The 11,653-nt window shown below is 59.8% G+C and carries 12 protein-coding genes; 8 read left to right on the forward strand and 4 right to left on the reverse strand.

Features of this window, described 5'->3' with window-relative positions; genetic code table 11:
• The first annotated feature begins 8 nt into the window (after positions 1 to 8).
• From SCD_RS10075 to SCD_RS10110, 8 genes are all read left to right on the forward strand, one after another.
• Positions 9 to 443 carry a phosphate-starvation-inducible protein PsiE gene (locus tag SCD_RS10075; RefSeq protein ID WP_009205043.1) on the forward strand — a complete coding sequence of 145 codons (435 nt, stop codon included), beginning with the start codon at positions 9 to 11 and terminating at the stop codon, positions 441 to 443.
• A 67-nt stretch (positions 444 to 510) separates the two neighbouring features.
• Positions 511 to 1,686 (forward strand): ketose-bisphosphate aldolase, encoded by a 1,176-nt coding sequence (locus SCD_RS10080; RefSeq protein ID WP_009205044.1) that lies wholly within the window; start codon positions 511 to 513, stop codon positions 1,684 to 1,686.
• A gap of 88 nt (positions 1,687 to 1,774) precedes the next feature.
• Positions 1,775 to 4,582, forward strand: a complete 2,808-nt coding sequence (gene ppc / locus SCD_RS10085) for a phosphoenolpyruvate carboxylase (RefSeq protein WP_009205045.1) — start codon at positions 1,775 to 1,777, stop codon at positions 4,580 to 4,582.
• Positions 4,583 to 4,656: 74 nt separating this feature from the next.
• Positions 4,657 to 5,154, forward strand: a complete 498-nt coding sequence (gene purE / locus SCD_RS10090; RefSeq protein ID WP_009205046.1) for a 5-(carboxyamino)imidazole ribonucleotide mutase — start codon at positions 4,657 to 4,659, stop codon at positions 5,152 to 5,154.
• Positions 5,151 to 6,353: a 5-(carboxyamino)imidazole ribonucleotide synthase gene (locus SCD_RS10095; RefSeq protein ID WP_009205047.1), complete on the forward strand. Its 1,203-nt coding sequence runs from the start codon at positions 5,151 to 5,153 to the stop codon at positions 6,351 to 6,353. Before purE ends, SCD_RS10095 begins: the two co-directional genes overlap by 4 nt.
• Positions 6,350 to 7,231, forward strand: coding sequence for a phosphoribosylaminoimidazolesuccinocarboxamide synthase (locus SCD_RS10100; RefSeq protein ID WP_009205048.1), 882 nt, complete (start codon positions 6,350 to 6,352; stop codon positions 7,229 to 7,231). The genes SCD_RS10095 and SCD_RS10100 overlap by 4 nt, the downstream gene beginning before the upstream one ends.
• 5 nt (positions 7,232 to 7,236) lie before the next feature.
• Positions 7,237 to 7,875, forward strand: coding sequence for a carbonic anhydrase (locus tag SCD_RS10105; protein WP_009205049.1), 639 nt, complete (start codon positions 7,237 to 7,239; stop codon positions 7,873 to 7,875).
• Positions 7,876 to 7,939: 64 nt separating this feature from the next.
• Positions 7,940 to 8,476, forward strand: a complete 537-nt coding sequence (locus SCD_RS10110; RefSeq protein ID WP_009205050.1) for a cob(I)yrinic acid a,c-diamide adenosyltransferase — start codon at positions 7,940 to 7,942, stop codon at positions 8,474 to 8,476.
• Here the strand turns inward: SCD_RS10110 and SCD_RS10115 are convergent.
• The 4 genes from SCD_RS10115 to SCD_RS10130 all read right to left on the reverse strand — a co-directional run bounded on the left by SCD_RS10115 (position 8,473) and on the right by SCD_RS10130 (position 11,470).
• Entirely contained in the window at positions 8,473 to 9,372 is a 900-nt protein-coding gene (locus tag SCD_RS10115) for a cobalamin-binding protein (RefSeq protein WP_009205051.1), read from the reverse strand. The two genes, SCD_RS10110 and SCD_RS10115, sit on opposite strands and share 4 nt — an antisense overlap.
• The gene (locus tag SCD_RS10120) at positions 9,350 to 9,958 is read right to left on the reverse strand and encodes a histidine phosphatase family protein (protein ID WP_009205052.1); all 609 of its coding nucleotides are present in this window, start codon (positions 9,956 to 9,958) and stop codon (positions 9,350 to 9,352) included. Before SCD_RS10120 ends, SCD_RS10115 begins: the two co-directional genes overlap by 23 nt.
• Positions 9,959 to 10,028: 70 nt before the next feature.
• Positions 10,029 to 10,952: a CobD/CbiB family protein gene (locus tag SCD_RS10125; protein WP_009205053.1), complete on the reverse strand. Its 924-nt coding sequence runs from the start codon at positions 10,950 to 10,952 to the stop codon at positions 10,029 to 10,031.
• 8 nt (positions 10,953 to 10,960) lie between these two features.
• A complete protein-coding gene (locus SCD_RS10130; RefSeq protein ID WP_009205054.1) occupies positions 10,961 to 11,470 on the reverse strand; it encodes a GyrI-like domain-containing protein in 510 nt (169 codons plus the stop codon).
• Between the last annotated feature and the right edge of the window lie 183 nt (positions 11,471 to 11,653).

Below are 11,653 nucleotides of genomic sequence, written 5' to 3' on the forward strand. Positions count from 1 at the left end.
GAGGAACCATGAAAAAACCGATCCATGAATTCAACAAGTGGCTGCTCTCGCTAGTCGAGCACCTCGGCTTGCTGGTAATTGCCGTTGCCACGGTGTTCGCCATGGCGAGCGAAACCATGGTCATGGTGCACGCGGTGCAAGTGACCCTGGCTGACTTGCTGCTGCTCTTCCTCTACCTGGAAGTACTGGCGATGGTCGGACTGTATTACGGCACAGGCAAACTGCCGGTGCGCTTCCCGCTGTATATCGGCATGGTGGCGCTGGCGCGCTACCTGATCCTGGACATGAAGGCCATGGACGACTGGCGCATGCTCGCGGTGAGCGGCTCGATCCTGATGCTGACGGTGGCAGTGCTGCTAATTCGCTTCGGCCATGTCCGCTATCCCTACCTTGGTGAAGAGCAGGCAGTCGAGTTGCAGAATATTAACCAAACCAAGAATTGAATTATGGCGCGCGGTAGCCGATCTGCTGCAACGCGCCGCCGTTAAATTCTGACTGTTAAGGTACACCATGCCCCTTATCCACCTGACCGACATGCTCAATCACGCCTACCGCCACAACTACGCCGTCGGCGCGTTCGGTGTGGTCAACCTGGATTTTCTGGAAGGGGTCATGCAGGCTGCGGAGAATTGCCGCGCACCGGTCATCATCAACCTGATCGAATCCCATTTCACCCATTACGATTTCGAACTGCTGATGCCCGCTGTCCTGACGGCAGCGCGTCGCGCCAAGGTGCCAGTAGCGATTTATCTCGACCACGGCAGCAGCATCGAATCGGCCAAGCGCGGAATCCGGGCCGGCTGCAACGGCGTGATGGTGGATACCTCGCAGCTGCCTCTGGATGAAAACCTCAAGCTTACCCGGGAAGTCGCCGCCCTGGCTCACGCCTGCGGCGTGGGCGTAGAGGGAGAACTGGGTTATGTGCCGGGAAACGCAGAAGACGAGGAGGAGAACGATCTGGACGGGCTGACCTACACCTTGCCCGCCGAGGCCAAAGCCATGGTGAAACGCACCGGCATCGACTGCCTTGCGGTGTCGATCGGCACGGTACATGGCCGGAAAAAAGGCAGCCCAAAACTGGATTTCACCCGGCTGGCCAAGCTTCAGGAGGCAGCTGGCATCCCACTGGTCATCCATGGAGGCACTGGACTTTCCGACGAGCAATACAGAAAACTGATCGCTCACGGCGTGACCAAGATTAACTACTACACGGCGCTGTCGGAGGTGGCTGCCAATTCCATCAATGCCAACGCAGGCCCCGACAGAAAGAGCTACAAAATGGTCACCCACAGCGTCAGGAGTGCTATCCGTGAAGAAGTGGAGCGCTGCATCCGCATCTGGGGCAGTAGCGGTCGCGCGGCGGAGGTCATGGCACAGTGCCGGCCATGGCGTGAAGTCGAGCGGATCATGATGTATAATCAGCCCGAAAGCATGTCCGAAGAGGCAGCAACCGCGATGATGCGCCAGGGCAAGGAAACCCTCTCGGCTATTCCCGGTGTACGACTCGTGCAGACCGGGACCTCGGCTAATGGCGAAAAATACCGCCGCTGCTGGCTGGTGCGCTTGGCCACGCCGGAAGCGGCTGCCAGCTTCAACAGCCACCCGGACCAGCTCAAATTCGCCAACAGCCTGTCACAGTATGGCGCAACGGATCGGACTGCCATGGATTTCGAACTTAGCGACTAACCCAAAATCGTGAGCTATTTCCGCTTTTATGACCTTTAACGGTCATGCTGGAGTGACTCTCAGGATGAAAAATAGAACAACTTAAAGCATGTTTAGAACACCCAGCGATACCCAGTTGCGCGCCCGCGTAAAACTGCTCGGCAATTTGCTCGGCAATGTACTGCGCCCCTTGGAGGACGGCCGCGTGCTGGAGGCAGTGGAAGCCTTGCGTAAAGGTTACATTCGCCTGCACAAGGAAGATTCGCCAACCAGTCGGCGCCGACTGGAGAAGCTCATCAAATCTCTGGATGCAGAAACACTCACCCACGTAGTACGCGCCTTCAGCATATACTTCAGCCTCGTCAACCTGGCCGAGGAATCTTTCCAGCACCAGACTCGTCGCGCCCAGGTGCGTCTCGGTGGCCCCCTGTGGAATGGCTCCTTCGACGCCACGTTGCGGGGATTTCGCGCTCAGGGCATCAGCGCCGCGGAACTTCAGACCCTGCTCGACCAGGCCGCGTACATTCCGGTGTTCACAGCCCATCCCACAGAGTCCAAGCGCCGCACCGTCATGGAACACCTGCGCCGAATCTTTCTCACTACCGAGCAACTGGACGACACGCGCACCGGCAAGGACCGGCGACTTGAACTGGTCAGCCAGCTCGAGGGACAGATCCAGATCCTGTGGAAAACCGATGAAGTGCGTTCCAACAAACCGCAGGTCCGTGACGAGATCAAGAACGGGTTGTTCTACTTCCGCGAAAGCCTGTTCAAGGCCGTGCCCGAAACCTACCGCTATCTGGAAAAGGCCATCGACCGCGTCTATGGGCCGGAACTGACAGCAGGCCAGCGCATCCGGGTGCCGAACATCCTGCGCTTCGGCTCCTGGATCGGCGGCGACCGCGATGGAAATCCCTTTGTCACCCCCGACACCACCGTACTGGCCCTGCGTCTGCAGAAGCGGGAAGTGTTGCGCTATTACCTTAGCGAAGTCGTCAATCTCAGCCACGTACTGACCCATTCGAAACGCCTGTGCACGATCAGCGCTCCGATGGCCGCCAGCCTGGCGCAAGACGAACAGCGCTTTGCCGCGGTGTTCGGCGACTATCCCCAGCATTTCGGCCAGGAACCTTACCGCCGCAAGCTTTATTTGATGCGGTATCGGCTGCAACACAACCTGAATGCCGTAGATGCGCTGATCGAGGGTCGTAGCGGAACCCCGTTTGTCGACAGCTACCCGTCGGAACAGGAGTTCCTGGCGGACCTCACCCTGATGCGTGATTCTCTCATTAGCCATGGCGACCACACGGCTGCCCACGGCGAACTACAGGACCTGATCCGCAACACGGAAACCTTCGGCTTTTACCTGGTACATCTCGATATCCGCCAGGAATCGACCCGCCACACTGAAGCCGTTGCCGAATTGCTCGCCCAGCAGCCAGGCCTGCCCGATTACAGCAGCCTCAGCGAAGTCCAGCGGCTCGAATTGCTGGGTGACCTGATCGGCCGCACACAGAACTTTTCTATCAGCCGGGAACCGCTCAGCGAGACCAGCCGAGAAACTTTCGAGGTATTTGAAGTGATGGCGCGCATGCGCCATGAAATCAGCCCACAGGCTTTTGGCTCCTACGTTATCTCGATGACCCATGCCGCCAGCCACGTCATGGAAGTCATGTTCCTCGCCAGCCTTGCGGGGCTGGCTGGCCACAACAACAATGGCTGGTTCTGCCATATCGGCATCTCGCCCCTGTTCGAAACCATCGTCGACCTGGAACACATCCAGCCGGTGATGACGGCGCTGCTTGACAACCCGGCCTATGCGGCACTCCTCGGATGCTACGGCAACCTGCAAGAAGTCATGATCGGCTATTCCGATTCCGCCAAGGACGGCGGCATTCTCGCATCAGCCTGGTCACTTTACGAGGCGCAGACCCAGATCACCGCACTGGCGCGAGCGCGTGGCATCGAATGCCGCCTGTTCCATGGCCGCGGCGGTACGGTCGGGCGCGGTGGCGGCCCCACCCACGAGGCCATACTGTCGCAACCGGAAGGCACCGTGCGCGGCCAGATCAAGTTCACCGAGCAGGGCGAGGTACTGTCGTTCAAGTACAGTAATGCAGAAACCGCAGTCTACGAGCTGTCGATGGGCATGACCGGCCTGCTCAAGGCCAGTACCAGCCTGATCCGCGAACAGAAGCAAAACCGCGCCGACTTCCTCGGCGTCATGGACAAGCTGGCCGAAGACGGCGAGACTACCTTCCGTGGCCTGACCGACCGCACCCCAGGCTTCATCGACTATTTTTACGAAGTCACGCCGCTTACCGAAATCGGCCTGCTCAATATCGGCTCACGCCCTTCACATCGCAAAAAGGGCGACCGTTCCAAAGCCTCAGTACGTGCTATCGCCTGGGTGTTCGGCTGGGCACAATCGCGCCACACCCTGCCCGCCTGGTTCGGCATCGGCACCGCTCTGCAGGTTTGGCGCAGCAACGATCCGCAGCGTCTGGCCACTCTGCAGCGCATGTATCGGGAATGGCCCTTTTTCCGTGCTCTGCTCGGCAACACCCAGATGGCCCTGTTCAAGGCCGACATGGGCATCGCCGCCCGCTATGCTGAACTGGCCGAAAATACGGAAACCGCTGACGCGATCTACCAGACGATTAGCGACGAGTATCACCGAACCGTCACCGAGGTGCTGAGCATCGCCGATGCCACCAGTCTGATGCAGGAAACGCCGCAGCTGGCCTTGTCGCTGGCGCGCCGCAATCCATACCTGGACCCGCTGAATCATATCCAGGTGCTGCTGTTGCAACGCTGCCGCGACGAAAGTCTGCCACAGGTGGAGCGCGATCGCTGGCTCAGCTCCCTGCTGCGCTCTATCAATGCCATTGCCGGGGGGCTGCGCAATACCGGCTGAGGAAATATTTACCGGGCACAAGCCCATCGGCGCACAATCTGGAAAACCACACCACTGATCAAGGATCGTAAGGAATGAGCGAACAAGTAAAAGTCGGCGTCGTCATGGGCAGCACCAGCGACTGGGAAGTCATGCGCCACGCCTGCGACGTGCTGCGTAACCTCGGCGTAACCTATGAAGCCCGCGTGGTGTCGGCCCACCGCACCCCCGACCTGCTGTTCAAGTACGCTGAAGAGGCCGCTGGTCGCGGGCTGACCTGCATCATCGCCGGCGCAGGTGGCGCGGCCCACCTGCCCGGCATGCTGGCGGCCAAAACCGCGGTGCCAGTGCTGGGCGTGCCGGTGCCCTCCCGCTATCTGAAAGGCATCGACTCTTTGCTCTCCATCGTGCAAATGCCCAAAGGCATCCCGGTCGCCACCTTCGCCGTGGGCGAATCGGGCGCGGCCAATGCCGCTCTGTTCGCCGTCGCCATGCTGGCGTCTCACGATCTCGCCATCGCCGGCCGCCTGGCAGACTTCCGCAGGATGCAGAGCGAAGCCGCAATGGCCTCGACCCTGCCGGACCAACCATGATCCTGCCGCCCGCAACCCTCGGCCTCCTCGGCGGCGGCCAGCTCGGCCGCATGTTCGTCATCGCCGCCCGCACCATGGGTTATAAAGTCATGGTACTGGACCCGGACGAACTCAGCCCCGCCGGCATGCTGGCAGATTTCCATCTGCGTGCGCCCTACCGCGACCCCGCCGCCCTGGAACAGATGGGCCGCGACTGTGCGGCGATTACCACCGAATTCGAGAACGTACCGGCCGACAGCCTGGAATTCCTGACGCAGTTCTGCCCGGTGCGTCCCGGCGCAGCCGCCGTCGAGATCGCACAGGACCGACGGCGCGAAAAAACCTTCCTGCAATCGCACGGCCTCGCCACAGCGCCATTCATCACGGTGGAAAGACATGGCGACCTGGCCGCGGCCTTCCAGCGCATCGGTGCGCCCGCCCTGCTCAAGACCGCTTGCCTCGGCTACGACGGCAAGGGACAGATACGGGTCGGCAGCCTGGCCGAACTGGAAAAGGCCTTCGAGAAACTGGGTGCGGTGCCCTGTGTACTGGAAGCGCTGCTACCCCTGAAAACCGAAATTTCGGTGGTGGTGGCACGGGGCGAAGATGGCCGGATCGCCGCCTACCCGGCAGCCGAAAACCAGCACGTCAACGGCATTCTGGATATCAGCATCGTGCCGGCACGGATTTCCCCCGCCCTGGCCAGCCAGGCAACTGAAAGCGCCATGACCGTGGCCGCCACCCTGGATTTCTGCGGGGTACTGGCGGTAGAGTTTTTCGTGCTCGAGGATGACCGCCTGGTAATCAACGAAATCGCCCCCCGCCCCCACAACAGTGGCCATTACACCCTGGACGCCTGCCTCCACTCGCAGTTCGAGCAGCAAGTGCGCACCCTGGCCGGATTGCCGCCGGGGGCGACCGATCTGCTGAGCCCGGCAGTGATGGTTAACCTGCTGGGCGATCTGTGGCCGGAAGGAAATGAACCCAACTGGGATGCCGTGCTCGGAGAGCCTCGTGCCAAGCTACACTTGTACGGCAAAACCGAAGCGCGGCCAGGACGCAAGATGGGCCATTTCACTGTGCTGGACAGTACCGTCGAAAAGGCCCTGCGAACTGCTCTGGATATGCGCGCCGCCCTGACCCGCAATGTAGCGCCAGAATCTAGCTCATCCAGATGCTCTAAACCATTTAAAAACCCTATTCAGGAAGCCAGTTCATGATGCCACCCATGTTTAATTCCGACATCAAAAGCCTGAAGCTGCTCAACCGCGGCAAGGTGCGCGACATCTACGAAGTGGATGCCGATCGCCTGCTGATCGTCACCACCGACCGTTTGTCTGCCTTCGACGTCGTTCTGCCCACACCGATCCCTGGCAAGGGTGCGGTCCTGACTGCCGTTTCCAACTTCTGGTTCGACAAGCTCAAGCACCTCATCCCCAACCAGCTCACCGGTATCGCCCCGGAATCCGTCGTTGCCAGCAGCGAAAAGAACCAGGTTGCCGGACGCGCCGTGGTGGTAAAAAAGCTCAAGCCGCTGCCGATCGAGGCCATCGTGCGCGGTTACCTGGTCGGCTCAGGCTGGAAGGAATACCAGAAATCCCGCAGCGTGTGCGGCATCCCCCTGCCGCAAGACCTGCTCGAGGCCGACCAGCTGCCGCAACCGCTGTTCACCCCTTCGACCAAGGCGGAAATGGGTGCCCACGACGAGAACATCAGCTTCGACCAGACCGCGGAACTGATCGGCCCGATGCTGGCCTCACAGGTGCGCGATGCAGCTATCGCGCTTTACAAGGAAGCAGCAGATTACGCCGCCACCCGCGGCATCATCATCGCCGACACCAAATTCGAATTCGGTCTGGACGAAGCCGGCAGGCTGTATCTGATCGATGAGGCGCTGACGCCGGATTCCTCCCGATTCTGGCCCGCCGACCAGTACGCACCGGGCAGCAACCCACCCAGCTTCGACAAGCAGTATGTACGCGACTGGCTGGAATCTACCGACTGGAACAAAAAAACTCCGGGACCGGAGCTGCCGGCCGAAGTTGCCGCCAAAACCGGTGAGAAATACCGTGAAGCTCTCAAGCGCCTGACGGAGTAAGCATAATGGCCGACATCAACAAGCTGCTTGAAGGCTTCAAACGCTTTCGACACAATATCTATGACGAAAACCCCGCCCTCTTCGACCGCCTGACCAGTCAGGGGCAGACACCCAAGACCATCGTGGTGGGCTGCTGCGATTCCCGCGTGGATCCCGCCATCGTCACCGACTGCGATCCCGGCGACCTGTTCATCATCCGCAATGTCGCCAACCTGGTGCCGCCATTCGAGACCGGCGGCAACTATCATGGCACCAGCGCGGCGCTGGAATTCGGCGTGCGCAACCTTGAAGTGGAAAACATCATCGTGCTGGGCCATGCCCAGTGCGGTGGCATCAGTGCCTTGATGCAACAAGCGCCGGACGAAGAGCAGCAAAAAGGCTTCGTGCCCAGCTGGATGAAAGTTGCCAGCAATGCGCGCAACCGTGTGCTTTCGCGCATGCACGGCGAACCTCGGGAAAAGCAGGTGCGCGCCTGCGAGCAGGAGGCTATCCTGGTTTCGCTAGACAACCTGCTAACTTTCCCCTGGATTCTGGAACGGGTCGCGCAAAGAAAATTGACCCTGCATGGCTGGTATTTCGATCTGGAGCACGGCGAACTACTGCGCTTTAACCCTGACAGCAACCGCTTCGAAGCTTTTTCCTGACAGCCCGAAGTAACAAAATGGTGCAAACTATGTTGCGTGCTTATTGTTGCCGAAAGATCACCGCATGCGCCTGACCAAAATCACTACCCGCACCGGCGACAACGGCACCACCGGCCTGGCTGACGGATCGCGCATTCCCAAGGACAGCCCACGCATCGAAGCAATCGGTGCGGTGGACGAACTCAACAGCCAGATCGGATTGCTGCTAACGGAGGAACTCCTGCTGGCGGTGCGAGACTGCCTCGCCGCCATCCAGCACGACTTGTTCGATCTGGGCGGCGAACTGGCGCTTCCTCAACGTCCCGTCATCACCGAGGTACAGCTGGCACGCCTGGAAACGCTGACCGGGCAATTCAACGCCGACCTGCCCCCACTCAAGGAATTCATCCTCCCCGGTGGCTGCCGCGCTGCCGCGCTGTGCCATGTCGCCCGTACCGTCTGCCGTCGCACCGAGAGTACCTGCGTGCGACTGAACCATGCGGAAACGCTGGCGCCCTTACTTCTGCAATACCTCAACCGTCTGTCCGACCTGCTGTTCGTGCTTACCCGCGTCATCAACCGCGACAGCGGCCATGCGGAAACCACCTGGCAACGACGCTAGTTTTTCCGGACTTCCATTTTTCTCACCTGCTCGATCTGCTCGCACATCTGCTGCGCACCCTGAAGGATGCGCGGTGTCTGACGCTGGATCAGGTCGGGATCAATAAAGAACACATGTCCCCGACGCACTGCTGCAAGGCGCGGGTAACGTCGCCAGTTTTCGAGCGGGCCGCGTTCTGCGTAGAGCGCACCGCTGGCGATAATCGCTTCGGGATCTTCCGCCAGCACGCTCTCCACCGCCACCGACGGCGTCAGACTGGAGACTCCGGCAAAAATATTTTTGCCTCCGCACAGCCCGAGCACATCGCTGATCAGATGCTCGCTATTGACCGTCATCAGCGGTTCATGCCAGATTTCGTAGAATACCCGCACTGGCCGCCGACCGGCGTAGCGCCGCTTCAGCTCGGCCACGCCGGCGCGGAAATCTTCCGCCGCTGATGTGGCAACCCGTTCGGTTCCAGCCAGCCTGCCGATGGTTTCGAGCAAGCGCGGGATATCGTCGAGACGGCGAGGTTCAGTGAGGAATACCGGGATCCCCAGGCGTTCCAGCGTGGCAATATCAGCGGCGCTGTTACCGCTGTGCCAGCCGATAATCAGGTCAGGCTTCAGAGCAAGAAGACGCTCTGCATCGACCTTGCCGCCATCGCCAATATGCGGGATATGTTTGGCGGCGGCTGGGTAATCGCTGAAGGAGGAAACGCCAACCAGTTTGTTTCCCGCACCTGCAGCGAAGACCATCTCGGTGACATGGGGTGACAAGGCAACGATGCGTTCGGCGGGCAGATTTATCACTACCGCCCTGCCGGCATCGTCGACCACCTTGAGCGGGGCGGCAACGGCTGTAGTGGCTGCGAGGAAAAGCAGCAGGATTGCGCTAGGGTGCCAGCCTGCCATCATGGAAAATCAGGCTGGCAAAGGCATCCGCTCCTTCGCCCTCGACCGTGTAGCGGCTGATTGCGGCATTGCCCACCTGGATGCGAAACAGATGACTGAGCGGCATGGCCAGCGTCTGCGCCATGATCATGCGGATCACCCCGGCATGGGCCACTACCAGCACATGGCGGCCGTGCTGCTGCTCGCAGATCTGCCCCCACACGGCGGATACGCGCACGGCAAAACCCTCAATATCTTCCGCTCCGTGAGGCCGGTTATTGAGTGGGTCGCGACGGTAGCGCAGCAACAAGTCAGGGTCGTGCGCAGTGAGTTCCGCCGGCGTCTTACCTTCCCACTCGCCATAGCCCAGTTCGGCCAGATGCTCGTCTATGCTGACGGGAATATCCAGTTTCCTGCCCAACTCATGAGCGAATTCGGAGCAGCGCAACAACGGTGAAGAAACGATCTGCTGCCAGCCGCGATAATCGCCCACTGCTGCCCGCATCTGGTTCCAGCCTTTTTCGCTCAGGGGGTCGTCGGTACGGCCACGGTAGCGCCGTCCGCCTACCGGCTCGCCATGGCGTATCAGGTCAATGATCGTCGATTTCATGGAATAATTAAGGAACGAACTGATTGTCGGGTTTTAACCCGACATTTCGGGAACTCAACATGACAGACCGCTAGCCCCCCACCCAGCCAGCAAGGGTAAGCAGCAAAAGCAATACCAGCCACAGCACCACCGTGCGCCATACCAGGCTGACAGCGCTATCCAGGTAGTCGGAATCTGCATCGTCACCCAGACCGAGCTCGGGTCGGAACTCAATGTTTCCGCCATAGCTCAGAGGTTCGCCCAGCTTTACGCCCAAGGCGCCTGCGCCACTCGCCAGCACGATGCCAATGCCCTCTTGCGCCCAGGCCGAAGCCTGGGCGCGCCAGCAATAGACCGCGTCCTCGAAATCGCCGACCACCGCAAAGCTGATGGCGCTCAGGCGCAACGGTACCCAGTCAATCAGGTCGAAAGCTTGCGTTGCGAACTTGCCAAATTCGCCAAAATCGAGCTGGTCCAGGCCGCCCCATTTCTGGCCAAGCAGTTGGGAAAAGCGGTAGAGCACAGCGCCGGCAGGGCCGAACACAACAAACCAGATAATGATACCGAACAGATTTTTATGCGCGCAGCTCAGCGTTTGCTCGATACCCACGCGGGCGATTTCCGCAGATCCAAACTCGTCGGCTGGGCGTCCATGCCACTGGGAAAGCTGACGGCGCGCGTCGTCCAGATCAGCCACACGCAATGCAGCAGCAACCCTCTCGGCTTGCCCACCCAACTGCTTCAGGCTTAATAGCGGATACAGCACAACCGCACTAAATGCCCAGGCCAGCAACGAGTTGAGGTAATACAGTCCACCATAAATGCCGCCAACCACTACCACCGGCAGAAACACCGCCAGTAGCCACGCCACCGTACCATGCACATTCTCGCCGGCGTTGAAATGGCGCTCGAGATAATTCGCATAGCGGGTAAACAACAAGTTAACAGGATTGCTTCCACCCAGCGGGCGGAAATGTTCGAGCAGCAAGGCGGCAATCAGGGAAAACAAACTCATAGGCGTTCTCAGATATCCATTTCAACGGTCAAAGTACTATTCTGGTAAATTTCCAGCGTCGGCAGCTTGAGCTTCATGCCATGTTCATCCAGGTATTTCAGCAGCGTCGCATAAACCTTGCCGGCTGCCAGCCGGGGATGCGCCCGCAGTTGCACAACGACCACTGACCGTGCGGGAACATCCGCCAACTTGAGCGGCTCGCGCACGCTGACGCCTGCCTCTACCAGATAGCCGGTCCGCGCCTTCAACATGGACTTGGCAGCGGTTCGCGGGTCATTCTGCATCAATGTTATCGCTGCACCGTGGGCGACCCCTTGTGCCTGCAAGGCCCGCAGCGCTTCCAGTTGCTTGTCGGGCAACTTGACGTAATCGCCGCTGTGCTCCAGATAGGCGTAATGATAAGGGCCGCGCACCAGATCAGTTTGAACCTTGGCGCTGGCAAAGCCACCCACCCACCAGAAAATACCCACCAGTGGCGCAGCGAAAGCCAGCAGGAAATATAGCCAATTTTTTTTCAAGCGAGATATCCCGTTCAAGCACGTGCAAAGCTCGAAAATACCATAATCCGGCGCGCTTGTCCCCAGATCAGAACCAGCGCCTTTCTCATTTGTATCCTATCCCGCTTGCGGGAGAGGATTGAGGAGAGGGCAATCCCTTTTGGAAAAAGTTGGGGGAGAGGTGCACATCCACCAGGCGCACCG

It is taken from the genome of Sulfuricella denitrificans skB26, assembly GCF_000297055.2.
Taxonomy (GTDB): Bacteria; Pseudomonadota; Gammaproteobacteria; order Burkholderiales; family Sulfuricellaceae; genus Sulfuricella; species Sulfuricella denitrificans.

Excerpts from the sequence above, each read along its gene's own strand:
- SCD_RS10110 (WP_009205050.1), top strand. The coding sequence starts at position 7,940 with ATGCGCCTGACCAAAATCACTACCCGCACCGGCGACAACGGCACCACC.
- SCD_RS10120 (WP_009205052.1), bottom strand. The coding sequence starts at position 9,958 with ATGAAATCGACGATCATTGACCTGATACGCCATGGCGAGCCGGTAGGC.
- SCD_RS10125 (WP_009205053.1), bottom strand. The coding sequence starts at position 10,952 with ATGAGTTTGTTTTCCCTGATTGCCGCCTTGCTGCTCGAACATTTCCGC.
- purE (WP_009205046.1), top strand. The coding sequence starts at position 4,657 with ATGAGCGAACAAGTAAAAGTCGGCGTCGTCATGGGCAGCACCAGCGAC.
- SCD_RS10100 (WP_009205048.1), top strand. The coding sequence starts at position 6,350 with ATGATGCCACCCATGTTTAATTCCGACATCAAAAGCCTGAAGCTGCTC.
- SCD_RS10105 (WP_009205049.1), top strand. The coding sequence starts at position 7,237 with ATGGCCGACATCAACAAGCTGCTTGAAGGCTTCAAACGCTTTCGACAC.
- SCD_RS10095 (WP_009205047.1), top strand. The coding sequence starts at position 5,151 with ATGATCCTGCCGCCCGCAACCCTCGGCCTCCTCGGCGGCGGCCAGCTC.
- SCD_RS10115 (WP_009205051.1), bottom strand. The coding sequence starts at position 9,372 with ATGATGGCAGGCTGGCACCCTAGCGCAATCCTGCTGCTTTTCCTCGCA.
- ppc (WP_009205045.1), top strand. The coding sequence starts at position 1,775 with ATGTTTAGAACACCCAGCGATACCCAGTTGCGCGCCCGCGTAAAACTG.
- SCD_RS10080 (WP_009205044.1), top strand. The coding sequence starts at position 511 with ATGCCCCTTATCCACCTGACCGACATGCTCAATCACGCCTACCGCCAC.
- SCD_RS10075 (WP_009205043.1), top strand. The coding sequence starts at position 9 with ATGAAAAAACCGATCCATGAATTCAACAAGTGGCTGCTCTCGCTAGTC.